The following is a 13,541-nucleotide window of genomic DNA, read 5'->3' on the forward strand; positions in this document are numbered from 1 at the left end:
CCCGGCGGGTTACGTTGGTCCGGAGCAGCAAGGAGCCGACCGAACGGAGCCCCCCCCGATGCCCTTCGACCGACTGGCCTCGGCCACGACTCCCACCTGCCACATCGGCTTGGGCCTGGCCGCCGTCGGCCGGCCGGGCTACATCAACCTCGGCCGGGAGACCGACCTGCCGGCCGAACGCACCGTCGAGGCCCTGCGCGAGCGCACCCACCAGCTCCTGGACGCCGCCTACGCCCAGGGCGTCCGCTACTTCGACGTCGCCCGCTCCTACGGCCGCTCCGAGGAGTTCCTCGCCGACTGGCTGAGTGCCCGGCCGGACGCCGACGACGTCGTCGTGGGCAGCAAGTGGGGCTACACGTACACCGCGGGCTGGTCCGCCGACGCCGAGCGGCACGAGATCAAGGACCACACCCTCGCCACCTACGAGCGGCAGCGCGCCGAGACCGCCGGGCTGCTCGGCGACCGGCTCGACCTCTACCAGATCCACTCGGTGACCCCGGACAGCCCCGCTCTCGCCGACAAGGAGCTGCACGCCAGGCTCGCCGAGGCCGCCGCGCAGGGCCTCACCGTCGGGTTCTCCACCAGCGGACCGGCCCAGGCCGACGCCATCCGCGCCGCCCTGACCGTCACCGTCGACGGCGAACCCCTCTTCCGCACGGTCCAGTCGACCTACAACGCGCTGGAGACCTCCGCCGACCCCGCGCTCGCCGAGGCGCACGACGCCGGCCTCACCGTGATCGTCAAGGAGGGCATGGCCAACGGCCGGCTCGCCGAGCCGCACGCGCCCGAGGAGCTGAAGGCCGTGGCCGCGGAGACCGGCCTGGGCTGCGACGCGGTCGCCCTGGCGCTGATCCTCCGCCGGCCGTGGGCCGGGGTGGTCCTTTCCGGCGCGGCCACCCTGAACCAGCTCGCCTCCAACCTGCACGCCGCCGCCGTGGACCTCGACGAGGACCAGCTCGCCCGTCTCGCCACGCTCGTCGAGGAGCCGCGAGCGTACTGGGAGCACCGCGGCCGGCTCCCCTGGCACTGATCGAACAAGGCGGCCGGCCGGCCCGACCAGCGTTGATGGATCACGTGTGCCTCGTTTGAGACAAGAATGTCTCACTCGAGCTATGCTTGTCTCATGGCTGTCGACCGTGACCAGGTGCTGCGCAGCGCAGCCGCCCTGCTGACCCGCAGATCCACCGCGACCATGGACGAGGTCGCCAAGGCCGCCGGGATCAGCCGTGCCACCCTGCACCGCCACTTCGCCGGGCGTGACGCGCTCGTACGGGCGTTGGAGGCGCTCGGCATCGAGGAGTGCGACGCCGCGCTGGACGGCGCACGGCTCGACGAGGGAACGGCCGAGGAAGCCCTGCGCCGGTTCGTGAAGGAGATCGAACCGGCCGCCGGACTGCTCGCCTTCCTCTACAGCGAGAACCAGCTCTTCGAGGGCGAGGAGCAGCACGAGGGCTGGTCCCGGCTCGACGACCGCGTCTGCGCCCTGTTCCGGCGCGGCCAGCTCAGCGGCGAGTTCCGCATCGACCTCACCCCCGCATGGCTGACCGAGGCCCTCTACGGCCTGCTGGCCTCCGGCATCTGGGTCGTGCAGAGCGGCAAAGGCGCCCCCAAGGACTTCCATCACATGATCGTCGAGCTGCTGCTCGGCGGCGCGCTACGGAGAGAGGAACCATGACCAGCACCCTGCGGCCGGCGATCGTGACGCGGGAGGGGGAGAAGCGCCCGGGCCGCTGGCTCGCGCTCTCCGTCCTCGTGCTCGCCGTGCTGCTGGTGGCCGTGGACGCCACCGTCCTCGGCCTCGCCACCCCGTACATCAGCGAGGACCTGAAGCCCACCGGCACCCAGCTGCTGTGGATCGGTGACGTCTACTCCTTCGTCATCGCCGGTCTGCTGGTCTCCATGGGCAGCCTCGGCGACCGCATCGGCCGCAAGCGGATCCTGCTCGGCGGCGCGACCGCGTTCGGCGCGATATCCGTCCTCAACGCCTACGCCACCACGCCGGAGCTGCTGATCCTGGCGCGGGCGCTGCTCGGGGTCGCGGGCGCCACCCTGATGCCCGCCACGCTCGCCCTGATCCGCAACCTCTTCCACGACCCGCGCGAACGCAGCCTCGCCGTCGGCGTCTGGGGCGCCACCGCCTCCGCCGGCACGGCCGTCGGCCCCGTCGCGGGTGGTTTCCTGCTCGAGCACTTCTGGTGGGGCTCGGTGTTCCTCATCAACCTGCCGGTCATGGCGGTGCTCGTCCTCGTCGGCATCCGCACGCTCCCCGAGTACCGTGACCCGGACCCCGGCCCGTGGGACCTGATCAGCGTCGCCCTGTCCCTGGTCGGCATGATCGGCCTGGTGTACGCGGTGAAGGAGGCCGCCACCCACGGCTTCACGAGTGCCACGCTCGGCGTGGGCCTGCTGGGCGCCGCCGCCCTGTACGGGTTCGTACACCGCCAGCTCACCCTTCCGGCCCCGCTGCTGAACATGCGCCTCTTCCGCAACCGGGGTTTCAGCGGTGCGGTCGTGGCCGACCTGCTCACCGTCCTCGGCCTGTCCGGACTGGTGTTCTTCCTCTCCCAGTACCTGCAACTCGTCCAGGGCCGGCACCCGTTCGAGGCGGGGCTGGCCGAACTGCCCGGCGGCATAGGCGCGGTGGTGGCCGGACTGGTCGCGGGCCGAGCGGCCCGGCGCTTCTCGGTCCGTGCCGTCGTCTCCGGCGGCCTCGCGGCCATGGGGCTCGCACTGGCCGCGCTGACGACGCTGACCCGGTCGACCGGCTACCCGCTCATCGGCGCCGCGCTCCTGGTCGTCGGCGTCGGCGCGGGCTTCTCCTTCACGGTCACCGCCGACGTCATCCTCGCCGGAGTCCCCAAGGAACAGGCCGGCGCCGCGTCGGCGGTGTCCGAGACGGCCTACGAACTCGGCGCCGCCCTGGGTATCGCCCTGCTCGGCTCGATCATGACGGCGGCGTACCACGACTTCACCGCCCCTGCGGGCACCCCCGCGGCGGCACACGAGTCACTGGGCGCGGCGGTACGGGCGGCAGCGGACCTGCCACCCCACACCTCTGAGCCCCTCCTGGCCGCGGCCCGCGAATCCTTCGTACACGGCCTGCACCTGGCCTCGGGCTCGGGAGCGGTGGTGCTACTGGCGACAGCGGCGGCGGCGTGGTTCCTGCTGAAGGGGCAGCGCCTTGAAGACGCCGGGTAAGGACACCCACCCAGGTGCGCGGGGCTGCTCCGCCGCGGGGGCGCGACAAGCCCCCACGCACCCGCACTGGATTCGATTGCCGAACCGCCGGAGGCGCTAGGCAGCCTTCGCCTTCGTCGCGTACATATCCACGTACTCCTGCCCAGAAAGCCGCATGACCTCGGCCATCACGGAATCGGTCACGGCCCGAAGCACGTACCGGTCCCGGTCCATCCCCTCGTACCGCGAGAACTCCATCGCCTCACCGAAGCGGACGGTGACACGGCCGGGCCGCGGCATACCCCGCCCACCCGGCTGCAGCTTGTCCGTGCCGATCATCGCGAAGGGAACCACCGGCGCCCCGGTCATCAGCGTCAGCCGCGCGATACCGGTACGCCCCCGGTACAGACGGCCGTCGGGCGACCGCGTGCCCTCGGGGTAGATCCCGAAGATCTTCCCCTCCTCCAGCACCCGCCGCCCGGTCATCAGCGCGGCCACGCCACCCCGCCCGCCGTCACGGTCCACGGGGATCATGCCGACGCCGGTGAAGAACCACGCCATCAGCCGGCCCTTGAAGGTCTTGCCGGTGACGTACTCGTCCTTGCCGATGAAGAAGACCTGACGGTCGCACACCAGCGGCAGGATCATCGAGTCGATGAACGTGAGGTGGTTGCCGGCCAGGATGACCGGGCCGTCGCCCGGGATGTGCTCCACGCCCTCCACCTGTGGGCGGAACATCAGGCGCATGATCGGTCCGAGCACTGCCTTGATGAGCGCGAAGCGGGACAACGGTTCCTCCGATGTCAAAGGGGCCGGTATATGTCTGTGCAGGTGAGGACGATACTCGCGGGTCGCTGCGAAGCGCACATCGGGCGCGTCCGGTTCACCGAGGTCTTACGCACTGTTGACGCTGGTTTACCTGCGGTACCGCGCCGACGGCTGCCCGTAACGCGACCGCGACGATGTGACGGACCTCGCTTGCTTCAGCCTCGACCGGGCGCGTACCCGGGCCGCGCCGACCGAAGCCGACGGACTGTCAGATCCCGCCGCCTTTAGGCCATCCGGCGTCACCCACCTGTTCGGACCAAGGTCTCCCGCGGGTCATGTCCACGACCCTACGATCGGCCCGCACCGACGGGCGGACGGCAGGAGGGCCCTCATGGAAACCCGGAACCCGAACGGGCGGGACTCGAACGAGCGGGACGCGAACGGACAGGCGCACGGCACCGGACGGCGGGCGCTGCTCGGTGCCGCGGTGCTCGGCGCGGGCGGAGCCGCCCTGGGGCTGCCCGGCGTGGCCAGAGCCGCCGACGCGAGGACGTCCGGACACCACGGCGCGGGTCTGAAGAGCCTGCCCGTGCCGACGATCATCGGTCACCGGGGTGCCAGCGGCTACCGGCCCGAGCACACCTTCGGCTCGTACCAGCTGGCCCTGGACCTCGGCGCGGACGTCGTCGAGGCGGGTGACCTGGTGCCCACCAAGGACGGTCATCTCGTCTGCCGCCACGAGCCGGAGATCGGCGGCACCACGGACGTCGCCTCCCATCCGGAGTTCGCCGGCCGCAGGACCACCAAGGTCCTCGACGGTGTCTCCACCACCGGCTGGTTCACCGAGGACTTCACGCTCGCCGAGCTGAAGACGCTGCGGGCGGTCGAGCGCATCCCGGCCAACCGCCCGCACAACACCCTCTACAACGGGCGCTGGGAGATCCCCACGTTCGAAGAAGTCCTGAAATGGCAGGACGAACAGACCCGCAAGCGCGGCAAGCAGGTGTTCATCTACCCCGAGACCAAACACCCGACATACTTCCGCAAGCTGGGCCTCGGCCTGGAGGAGCGGGTGGCCAAGCTGCTGCGCAAGTACGGCAAGGACAAGCGGAACTCGCCGGTCATCCTGCAGTCCTTCGAGCCGAGCAGCATCCAGCGTCTGAACACCCTGGTCGACAACCCTCTCGTCGTGCTGCTCTCCACGGCGGACAGCCGTCCCTGGGACTTCGTCGAGGCGGGCGATCCGCGCACGGTGGCCGATCTCATCACGCCGAAGGGCCTCAGGGAGATCGCCGGTTACGCACAGGGCATCGGTCCGACCCTGGACCTGGTCATCCCCAAGGACGCGAACGGCAAGCTCACCACGCCGACCACCCTGGTCAAGGACGCCCATGCCGTGGGGCTGATCCTGCACCCGTACACCATGCGCAACGAGAACCCCTTCCTGCCCGCCGAGTTCCGCAAGGGCAGCGGCGCCGACGCCTACGGTGACGCATTCGGTGCGTTCAAGGCGTACTTCGCGACCGGCATCGACGGTGTGTTCACCGACAACGCCGACACCGGTGTCCTCGCCCGCGCGGACTTCGTCAACGGCTGACCCACCCCGCACCCCGTTCGGGGAGACTCGCGGCCGCCCCGGCAACCTGCCACCGGGGCGGCCGCGTCGCACTGCACATGACGCACGACCTGGTTGCCTCCCTGCGCCCGCTCCTCACCGCCGAAGCCTCCGCCGAGGCACATGCCGCCGGAGCCGAGCCGGGCGACCTGGAACAGGCGGTCTGGCTCCGCCTTCTGGAGCGGCTGGAGAGCGACGGGCCGCCGACCGACCCGCAGGGCTGGCTGCGCAGGGCCGTCCGCGCCGAAGCACGCCGCAGCCGTCGTACAGCCCGTCACGAACGCCCGTACGAGGACGAACCCGCCGACGACAGCGGCCGTGACCCGGAGCAACTGGCGCTCGCCGCGGCCCGGCGGCGTGCCCTGCGCGACGCGGTGCGCCGGCTTCCGGGCCGCTGTCCCCGGCTGATGGAGGTCCTGTTGTCGGCACGGGATCTCACCTACCGCGAGATCGCGGGGGAGTTGGGTATCTCACAGGGCAGTCTCGGCCCGGAACGTTCCAGATGTCTGGGATGTCTTCGACGTTTGCTGGCGCCGGAGGTTGCGGCCCGCAAAGTGCGGGGATAGGAGTGAGGAACGACCGGTGATCAGGTGAGCGGGAGGCGTGCGCACATGGGCATGAGCGTGACCATCTCGGTGGCGACCGAGCAGGACGCGGAGCAGATCTTCAAGCTCCAGTACCTGTGTTTCCAGAGTGAGGCCGCGCTGTACGGCAACTACCGCATCGACCCGCTCGTCCAGAGCCTCGACTCGGTCCGCCAGGAGGTCGCCTCCGACTGCGTCTTCGTCGCACGGCTCGGTGACGAGGTGGTCGGCTCGGTGCGCGGCCGGATCACCGAGGGCGGCGAGGCCTGCATCAGCAGGCTCTGCGTCCACCCGCGCCTGCAGGGCCACGGCATCGGCGCCAGGCTGCTGCGCGCGGCCGAGGAGGCCCTGGCCCAGGAACGCGGCGCCACGAGGTTCCGCCTGCACACCGGCCACCGCAGCGAGGGCAACCTCCGCCTGTACCGCCGGGTCGGCTACCAGACGGTGGGGACGTCCAAGGGCACCGACGGAGTCGAGATGATCGTCCTGGAGAAGCAGGCCGGGACGTACGCGGCTACGGCGTGACCGTGCGGGACTTGCGCAGCCAGTAGATCGCGGACAGCGGCAGCAGTACCGGGATGAAGACGTAGCCCATGCCGTAGTCGGACCAGACGGTCGCGTCCGGGAAGGCCGACGGCTCGGCCACGGTCCACGTACCGACGATCAGCACCCCCGCCAGCTCGGCGGCACAGCACACCAGTGCCGCCCTGCGGGCCGTCTCCCCGCCGTGTACCAGTGTGTACGTGATGAAGCCGTAGACGACACCGGCCACCGCCGACAGCGAGTAGGCGAGCGGCGCCCGGTCGAAGTCCGTCGCGATCTGGTACGCGGAACGGGAGACCGCGCCGACCACCATCACGCCGTAGAACCAGACGAGCAGCATCCCCGGACCGCTGATGAGCCGCTTCCGCGCCGGTTTGTCCTGAGCGGTGTCCACGGTCATCCTCCCCAGATGTCATAGAGCCGCACCTCGAGCACGGCCAGCACCACGCCACCGGCGGCGGCCGTCACCGAGCCCCAGCGGGTCCGCTCGGCCAGCGACATGAAGCCCGCCGCCGGCACGCAGGCGAAGGCGCCCAGCAGATACGCCACGAAGATCGTGGTGCCCTGTTCCGGCTTCTCGCCCCGCGCCAGCTGCACGAACCCGATCACCAGCTGCACCACGGCCAGCAGCGAGACCACGGCCATCCCGATGAAGTGCCAGTCCTTGGTCGGCTGGTCGCGGTAGGCGGCCCACCCGCACCACGCGGCGAGCAACAGCGCGGCGACCCCCGTCACCAGCGTCAGGACATTGAGCATGCGGCGACCCTATTACGAGCCGAACCGTCCGCTGCGCGCGGGCCGCCCGTCGGCCGGGGAGCACGGGGCTCGTAGGGTCTGGACCATGACGATCCACGCGCAAGCCCTGCTCTTCGACAACGACGGCACCCTCGTCTCCTCCCTGGACTCCGTGGAGCGCTGCTGGACGCGATGGGCCCAGGAGTACGGGATCACCGCGGAGGATTTCAGGCGGGTCGAGCTGCACGGACGGCCCGCGGTGGAGATCGTCGCCGACCTGCTGCCCGCCGGTCTCGTGCAGGAGGCCGTCGCCCGGGTCGAGCAGCTCGAGGTCGAGGACGTACCGAACGGAGGCGTCCACCTCCTTCCCGGTACCGAGGATCTTCTCGACTCGCTGCCCGCCGACTCATGGGCGGTCGTCACCTCCGCCACCCGGCGGCTCGCCGAGGCCAGGCTGGACGCCGTGGGCATCCGGCCCAAGTCGCTGATCGCCGCCGACGACATCACGCGCGGCAAGCCCGACCCCGAGCCCTACCTGCTGGCGGCCCGCCGACTGGGCGTGGACCCGGCCCGCTGCGTCGTCTTCGAGGACGCCCCCGCGGGACTCCAGGCGGGCCGCGCCGCCGGGATGACCACCGTGGCCTTGACCACAACCCATCAGGCCCACGAGCTGGTCGCCGACCTGGTGGTCGAGAACCTGTCGGCCCTCTCCACACTGGTCACCGACGGGGGAATCCGGATATCCGCCCGCGACTGACCCGGCACCGACCCCGGACCGTGACTGTCCATGGCTGTCCAGCATGCGGACAGTCGCGGACTGTCAGGACCGTACGTCTGGTTTACTGATCGCATGACCACGACGAGCTGCCGCACCCCTGCGACCGAGGCGACCATGACGCCCGGTGCTCGTTGTATGTGTCGAACCTGCCGAATGTGCGCCTTCTAGAGGGCCCCTGCACCACCCCCGAGCTCGCGCCCCGAAGCGAGCCGGCGCGGCACGTTCGTACGCCGTGAGCCGTACGTGACCTGAGCCGCGCCCCGCGCACATGTTCTCTTCCGGTTCCATCGCCAACCGCGAGAACCGTGCCGCGTCCCTGAACGAATGCACCCGTGCCCGGGCACATCCACGCCCGCGCACTCGACAGTGACGGAAACCCACGTGATCACCACATCGGGCCTCACCAAGGTCTACCGATCCCGCGGCCGGGAGGTCACCGCCCTCGACGGCGTCGACCTGCACGTCCGCGAAGGCGAGGTGTACGGCGTCATCGGACAGTCCGGCGCCGGCAAGTCCTCGCTCATCCGGTGCGTCAACCTGCTGGAGCGCCCCACCGCCGGCACGGTCACCGTCGCCGGACAGGACCTCACCGCCCTCGCCGGGCGCGGACCGCGCGCCGGCCGGGAACTGCGCCAGGCCCGCAGCCGGATCGGCATGGTCTTCCAGCACTTCAACCTGTTGTCCTCCCGGACCGTCCAGGACAACGTCGAGCTGCCGCTCGAGATCCTCGGCAAGTCGGGGAAGGAACGTTCCCGCAAGGCGCTGGAGCTGCTCGACCTGGTGGGCCTCGCCGACAAGGCGAAGGCCTACCCCGCCCACCTCTCCGGCGGACAGAAGCAGCGCGTCGGCATCGCCCGCGCCCTGGCCGGCGACCCCAAGGTGCTGCTCTCCGACGAGGCCACCAGCGCCCTCGATCCGGAGACCACCCGATCGATCCTGACGCTGCTGCGCGACCTCAACCGGGAGCTCGGCCTGACCGTCCTGCTCATCACCCACGAGATGGACGTCGTGAAGTCGATCTGCGACTCCGCCGCACTCATGGAGAAGGGCCGCGTCGTCGAGTCCGGCACGGTCAGCGAACTCCTGGCCACCCCGGGTTCCGAACTGGCCGCCGCGCTGTTCCCGGTGGGCGGCGAGGCCGCCGGCGCGGACCGCACCGTCGTGGACGTCACCTTCCAGGGCGAGGCCGCCACCCAGCCGGTCATCTCCCAGCTCTCGCGCACCTACAACATCGACATATCGATCCTCGGCGCCGCCATCGACACCGTCGGCGGCCTCCAGGTCGGCCGCATGCGCATCGAACTGCCCGGCCGCTACGAGGACAACGTCGTGCCGATCGGCTTCCTGCGCGAACAGGGACTGCAGATCGACGTCGTCGGCAACGAGGGCCATGAGCTCGCACTGGTGAAGGAAGGTGCCAAGTGACCTGGAACGAGATGCAGCCCCTGCTGTCCCAGGCGTGTTGGGACACCCTGTACATGGTCGGCTGGTCGACGCTGATCGCCGTCGTCGGCGGACTTCCGCTCGGCATCCTGCTCGTGCTCACGGACCGGGGCGGACTGCTCCAGAACCTCGTCGCGAACAAGGTCATCGGGCAGATCGTGAACGTCGCCCGGTCCATGCCGTTCATCATCCTCATGGTCGCCCTGATGGACTTCACGCGCTCGATCACCGGAACGACCATCGGCCGTGAGGCCGCCATCGTGCCGCTCGCCATCGGTGCCATCCCCTTCTTCGCGCGTCTGGTCGAGACGGCTGTCCGCGAAGTGGACGGCGGGCTCGTCGAGGCCGTGCAGTCGATGGGCGGCAACACCTGGACGGTCGTGCGCAAGGTACTCGTACCGGAGTCCCTGCCCTCCCTGATCTCGAGCACCACCACCACGATCGTCGCGCTCATCGGCTACTCCGCGATGGCCGGCACGGTCGGCGCCGGAGGCCTCGGCGACATCGCCATCCGCTACGGCTACCAGCGCTTCGAGACCCAGATGATGTGGATCACCGTGGCGATCCTCGCCGTCGTCATCTCCCTCATCCAGTTCGCCGGCGACTACGCGGCCCGTTCCCTGCACCACCGCGGCGGCCGCTCCGGACCCGCGCCGAAGCTCCGCCTGCTCAGGGCCGAGGAGCCGGCGGCGGCCGACATCAGCAAGGTCGCCTGACCGCACCACGCCCCCTCCGCAGCCCCCCGCACACCCACAGCGGGGTCGCACCACCCCAGGAAAGGCACTTTTCGTGCGTAACACCGCCAAGCTCACCACTGCCGTCCTCGCCGCCGGAGCCCTCACCTTCGGGCTCAGTGCCTGCGGCTCGGGCAAGGACTCCGCCGCCGATTACAGCGGCCCGCTGGTCGTCGCCGCCAGCCCCACCCCGCACGCCGAGATCCTGAACTACGTCAAGGACCACCTGGCGAAGAAGGCGGGCCTCGACCTGCAGGTCAAGGAGTTCCAGGACTACATCGTGCCGAACACGGCCACCGAGGACGGCTCGGTGGATGCCAACTACTTCCAGAACCAGCCCTACCTGGACGACTTCAACAAGAAGCGCGGCACCGACATCGTGCCCGTCGTCACGGTGCACCTGGAGCCGCTCGGCCTGTACTCCCACAAGGTCAAGAAGGCCGACGCCCTCAAGAGCGGTGCGACCGTCGCCGTCCCCAACGACGCCGTCAACGAGGCGCGCGCCCTGAAGCTGCTCGCCGCCAACAAGCTCATCACCCTCAAGGACGGCGTCGGCAACGAAGCGACCCCGCAGGACATCACCAAGAACCCCAAGAACCTCAAGTTCAAGGAGGTCGAGGCGGCCCAGACCCCGCGCTCCCTGGACGACGTGGACGCCGCGGTGGTCAACGGCAACTACGCCATCTCCTCGGGCCTGAAGCCCGCCAAGGACGCGCTCGTCCTCGAGTCCCCGAAGAACAACCCGTACGGCAACTTCCTCGCGGTAAAGAAGGGCAACGAGAAGGACCCGCGCGTCAAGAAGCTGGCGGGGCTCCTGACCTCGCCCGAGGTGAAGAAGTTCATCGACGACAAGTACCAGGGTTCGGTCATCGCGTCGTTCTGATCCCATATCACCACGCACGGGGTCCGCTCCTTCACTACGAGTGGACCCCGTTGTGCGGCCGAGTGATTTCATGCTGCATGCTGGGCAGTTCAGCAGTCCCCTGTTTTAGGTTGCAGCGGTTCTACCGAAGGTTACGGAGCGGCGCATGACGAGCACCTTCCCCAGCATCTCCATCAGCACGGAGCGGTTGGTGCTGCGTCCCCTCGACGAGGACGACGTCCCCGCCCTGGCCGAGATGATGAACGACGAGCAGGTCGGGGCCTGGACCGACGTCCCCCAGCCCTACACCGAGGAGCAGGCCCGCCGCTGGATCGGCGAGTACGCCCCCGCCGAGCGCGCCGCGGGGCGCGGCCTCGACCTCGCGGTCACCGAATTCCTCACCCAGCGCCTGGTGGGCATCGTCCAACTGACCAAGACCAACTGGCACATCCGGTCCACCGAACTGTCGTACATAATCGCCCCCTGGGCCCGCGGCGAGGGATACGCCTCCGAGGCCGCCCTCGCCACCGCCCAGTGGCTGCTCGGTGACCAGAAGTTCGAGCGCATCGAACTGCGCACCGCCGCCGGCAACACCGCCTCCCAGCAGGTCGCACAGAAGATCGGCTGCATCAGCGAGGGCGTCCTGCGCAACGCCTGCATAGCCCGCGTCCGCACCGAGGACGGCACCTGGACCGACGCGCGCACCGACTTCATCGTGTGGAGCCTCCTCCCGGAGGATCTGGAGGGCGCGGGCGAACAACTCGCCGACACCGGCGGTTTCACGTCGTTCTCCGACTGGAACTGACGAGACCCGAACGGCGGGAACGGACCGGACGGAACCCACGGCAGCCCGCCCGCCGCGCGCCCGGCAGCTCCACCAGGTACCCTCACGGAGCCCGCCTGTGGGCGCCCGTACGCTGACGACCTGCGAAAATCTGGAGACTGACGACGATGGCCGACCGGGTCACGGTGATCGGCTGGGACGGCTCGCCGCTGACCGCAGCGGCACGTTCCGCGCTCGGCGCCGCCACCCTCGTGGCAGGCGCGGCCCACCACCTGGAGCTCCCCGAGGTCCCCCGCGCCGCCGAGCGCATCCGCCTCGGCAGCGTTCCCCTGGCCGCCCGCCGCATCGCCGCCCACCGTGGCACCGCGGTGGTGCTCGCCGACGGCGACCCCGGCTTCTTCGGCGTCGTACGGACCCTGCGCGCACCGGAGTTCGGCCTCGAGGTCGAGGTCGTGCCCGCCGTCTCCTCCGTGGCCGCCGCCTTCGCCCGCGCCGGCATGCCCTGGGACGACGCCCAAGTGGTCGTCGCACACCGGCGCACCCTGCGACGCGCGGTGAACGTGTGCCGCGCCCACACCAAGGTCGCCGTGCTCACCTCACCCGGCGCCGGACCCGCCGAACTCGGTCTGCTCCTGGACGGGGTCCACCGCACCTTCGTCATCTGCGAGGAACTGGGCACCGAACGCGAGCGGGTCTCCGTCGTCACCTCCGACAACGCCGCCGACCACACCTGGCGCGACCCCAACGTCGTCATCGTCATCGGCGGCACGGCCGGCCCCGCCGCCGCGGGGGACGGGTGGATCGCCGGCCGTGAACCGGGCTCGGGCCCACGCGGCTGGGTACTGCCCGACGAGGCGTACGGCGGCGGGCTCGGCGAGGGGGAGGCCGATCTGCTCCGCGCCGCCCAACTCGCCCGCCTCGGACCGCGCGTCGGCGACCTGGTGTGGGACATCGGCTGCGCCAGCGGCGCGTTCGCCACCGAGGCCGCACGCGCGGGCGCCGCCGTCATCGCCGTGGACCGGGATCCGCAGGCCTGCGCCCGCACCGAGACGGCCGCACGACGCTTCGGCGTGCAGCTCCAGGTCGTACGCGGTACCGCCCCACACGTGCTGGAGAACCTGCCCGAGCCGGACGTGGTCCGCGTCGGCGGCGGGGGAGCGGACGTGGTCTCCGCGGTCGCCGACCGCCGCCCCCAACGCATCGTCACCCACGCCGCGACCCGCGACGCCGCCGAACTCGTCGGCCGGGACCTGACCGAGCACGGCTACCGGGTCGAGTGCGCCCTGCTGCAGTCCGTCGAACTCGACACGCGGGCCTGGACGGAGACGGAGCGGAGCGTTGCGTTCCTGCTCAGTGGGGTACTGGCCGATCGCGCCCCGTGATCCGGTTGTCGTACCGCTCGCGGTAGGCTGGCCGATCGTTGTACCGCACCCGGTGGTCCGGAAATTCGTTCGCCAATGTCCGGAAAACCCGCCTGTTTTGGGACGGGTGTGGTACGGCAGAACCGGAGGACGCGCA

Annotated in this window: 15 protein-coding genes; 12 read left to right on the forward strand and 3 right to left on the reverse strand. The window is 70.4% G+C overall.

Annotation, left to right across the window (positions count from 1 at the left end):
- Window positions 1-58: 58 nt before the first annotated feature.
- From ACFYZQ_RS17785 to ACFYZQ_RS17795, 3 genes are all read left to right on the forward strand, one after another.
- Window positions 59-1,030, forward strand: coding sequence for an aldo/keto reductase (locus tag ACFYZQ_RS17785; protein ID WP_389148020.1), 972 nt, complete (start codon window positions 59-61; stop codon window positions 1,028-1,030).
- A 93-nt stretch (window positions 1,031-1,123) separates the two neighbouring features.
- Window positions 1,124-1,675, forward strand: coding sequence for a TetR/AcrR family transcriptional regulator (locus tag ACFYZQ_RS17790; RefSeq protein ID WP_389148023.1), 552 nt, complete (start codon window positions 1,124-1,126; stop codon window positions 1,673-1,675).
- Window positions 1,672-3,198: an MFS transporter gene (locus ACFYZQ_RS17795; protein ID WP_389148025.1), complete on the forward strand. Its 1,527-nt coding sequence runs from the start codon at window positions 1,672-1,674 to the stop codon at window positions 3,196-3,198. Before ACFYZQ_RS17790 ends, ACFYZQ_RS17795 begins: the two co-directional genes overlap by 4 nt.
- Before the next feature lie 96 nt (window positions 3,199-3,294).
- Here the strand turns inward: ACFYZQ_RS17795 and ACFYZQ_RS17800 are convergent, their stop codons facing one another.
- Window positions 3,295-3,966: a lysophospholipid acyltransferase family protein gene (locus ACFYZQ_RS17800; protein WP_389148479.1), complete on the reverse strand. Its 672-nt coding sequence runs from the start codon at window positions 3,964-3,966 to the stop codon at window positions 3,295-3,297.
- Between the two features lie 370 nt (window positions 3,967-4,336).
- Here ACFYZQ_RS17800 and ACFYZQ_RS17805 point away from each other — a divergent pair, with 370 nt between their 5' ends.
- The 3 genes from ACFYZQ_RS17805 to ACFYZQ_RS17815 all read left to right on the forward strand — a co-directional run bounded on the left by ACFYZQ_RS17805 (window position 4,337) and on the right by ACFYZQ_RS17815 (window position 6,669).
- Window positions 4,337-5,542, forward strand: coding sequence for a glycerophosphodiester phosphodiesterase (locus ACFYZQ_RS17805; RefSeq protein WP_389148028.1), 1,206 nt, complete (start codon window positions 4,337-4,339; stop codon window positions 5,540-5,542).
- A gap of 77 nt (window positions 5,543-5,619) precedes the next feature.
- Window positions 5,620-6,126 carry an RNA polymerase sigma factor gene (locus ACFYZQ_RS17810; protein WP_389148031.1) on the forward strand — a complete coding sequence of 169 codons (507 nt, stop codon included), beginning with the start codon at window positions 5,620-5,622 and terminating at the stop codon, window positions 6,124-6,126.
- A gap of 45 nt (window positions 6,127-6,171) precedes the next feature.
- Window positions 6,172-6,669 carry a GNAT family N-acetyltransferase gene (locus ACFYZQ_RS17815; protein WP_389148034.1) on the forward strand — a complete coding sequence of 166 codons (498 nt, stop codon included), beginning with the start codon at window positions 6,172-6,174 and terminating at the stop codon, window positions 6,667-6,669.
- On the opposite strand, the gene ACFYZQ_RS17820 is transcribed toward ACFYZQ_RS17815, so the two are convergent.
- Entirely contained in the window at window positions 6,659-7,027 is a 369-nt protein-coding gene (locus ACFYZQ_RS17820) for a hypothetical protein (RefSeq protein ID WP_389148482.1), read from the reverse strand. The genes ACFYZQ_RS17815 and ACFYZQ_RS17820 overlap by 11 nt on opposite strands.
- Window positions 7,028-7,083: 56 nt before the next feature.
- Window positions 7,084-7,443 carry a hypothetical protein gene (locus ACFYZQ_RS17825; protein WP_389148037.1) on the reverse strand — a complete coding sequence of 120 codons (360 nt, stop codon included), beginning with the start codon at window positions 7,441-7,443 and terminating at the stop codon, window positions 7,084-7,086.
- Window positions 7,444-7,528: 85 nt separating this feature from the next.
- Here ACFYZQ_RS17825 and ACFYZQ_RS17830 point away from each other — a divergent pair, with 85 nt between their 5' ends.
- The 6 genes from ACFYZQ_RS17830 (at window position 7,529) to cbiE (ending at window position 13,405) form a co-directional block, all read left to right on the forward strand.
- Window positions 7,529-8,179, forward strand: coding sequence for an HAD family hydrolase (locus ACFYZQ_RS17830; RefSeq protein ID WP_389148040.1), 651 nt, complete (start codon window positions 7,529-7,531; stop codon window positions 8,177-8,179).
- Window positions 8,180-8,581: 402 nt separating this feature from the next.
- Entirely contained in the window at window positions 8,582-9,625 is a 1,044-nt protein-coding gene (locus ACFYZQ_RS17835) for a methionine ABC transporter ATP-binding protein (protein ID WP_389148043.1), read from the forward strand.
- Window positions 9,622-10,359 (forward strand): methionine ABC transporter permease, encoded by a 738-nt coding sequence (locus ACFYZQ_RS17840; protein ID WP_389148046.1) that lies wholly within the window; start codon window positions 9,622-9,624, stop codon window positions 10,357-10,359. Before ACFYZQ_RS17835 ends, ACFYZQ_RS17840 begins: the two co-directional genes overlap by 4 nt.
- A gap of 73 nt (window positions 10,360-10,432) precedes the next feature.
- Window positions 10,433-11,260, forward strand: coding sequence for a MetQ/NlpA family ABC transporter substrate-binding protein (locus ACFYZQ_RS17845; protein WP_389148048.1), 828 nt, complete (start codon window positions 10,433-10,435; stop codon window positions 11,258-11,260).
- A 145-nt stretch (window positions 11,261-11,405) separates the two neighbouring features.
- Window positions 11,406-12,044, forward strand: a complete 639-nt coding sequence (locus tag ACFYZQ_RS17850; RefSeq protein WP_389148051.1) for a GNAT family N-acetyltransferase — start codon at window positions 11,406-11,408, stop codon at window positions 12,042-12,044.
- Between the two features lie 146 nt (window positions 12,045-12,190).
- Window positions 12,191-13,405: a precorrin-6y C5,15-methyltransferase (decarboxylating) subunit CbiE gene (gene cbiE, locus ACFYZQ_RS17855; RefSeq protein ID WP_389148054.1), complete on the forward strand. Its 1,215-nt coding sequence runs from the start codon at window positions 12,191-12,193 to the stop codon at window positions 13,403-13,405.
- The last annotated feature ends 136 nt before the right edge of the window (window positions 13,406-13,541 follow it).

The sequence above is a fragment of the Streptomyces sp. NPDC001843 genome (assembly GCF_042891955.1).
Taxonomy (GTDB): Bacteria; Actinomycetota; Actinomycetes; order Streptomycetales; family Streptomycetaceae; genus Streptomyces.

What these genes read in the sequence shown, in the direction of transcription:
- ACFYZQ_RS17815 (WP_389148034.1), top strand. Translation starts at nt 6,172, where the DNA reads ATGGGCATGAGCGTGACCATCTCGGTGGCGACCGAGCAGGACGCGGAG.
- ACFYZQ_RS17810 (WP_389148031.1), top strand. Translation starts at nt 5,620, where the DNA reads ATGACGCACGACCTGGTTGCCTCCCTGCGCCCGCTCCTCACCGCCGAA.
- ACFYZQ_RS17820 (WP_389148482.1), bottom strand. Translation starts at nt 7,027, where the DNA reads ATGCTGCTCGTCTGGTTCTACGGCGTGATGGTGGTCGGCGCGGTCTCC.
- ACFYZQ_RS17825 (WP_389148037.1), bottom strand. Translation starts at nt 7,443, where the DNA reads ATGCTCAATGTCCTGACGCTGGTGACGGGGGTCGCCGCGCTGTTGCTC.
- ACFYZQ_RS17785 (WP_389148020.1), top strand. Translation starts at nt 59, where the DNA reads ATGCCCTTCGACCGACTGGCCTCGGCCACGACTCCCACCTGCCACATC.
- ACFYZQ_RS17790 (WP_389148023.1), top strand. Translation starts at nt 1,124, where the DNA reads ATGGCTGTCGACCGTGACCAGGTGCTGCGCAGCGCAGCCGCCCTGCTG.
- cbiE (WP_389148054.1), top strand. Translation starts at nt 12,191, where the DNA reads ATGGCCGACCGGGTCACGGTGATCGGCTGGGACGGCTCGCCGCTGACC.
- ACFYZQ_RS17830 (WP_389148040.1), top strand. Translation starts at nt 7,529, where the DNA reads ATGACGATCCACGCGCAAGCCCTGCTCTTCGACAACGACGGCACCCTC.
- ACFYZQ_RS17795 (WP_389148025.1), top strand. Translation starts at nt 1,672, where the DNA reads ATGACCAGCACCCTGCGGCCGGCGATCGTGACGCGGGAGGGGGAGAAG.
- ACFYZQ_RS17805 (WP_389148028.1), top strand. Translation starts at nt 4,337, where the DNA reads ATGGAAACCCGGAACCCGAACGGGCGGGACTCGAACGAGCGGGACGCG.
- ACFYZQ_RS17850 (WP_389148051.1), top strand. Translation starts at nt 11,406, where the DNA reads ATGACGAGCACCTTCCCCAGCATCTCCATCAGCACGGAGCGGTTGGTG.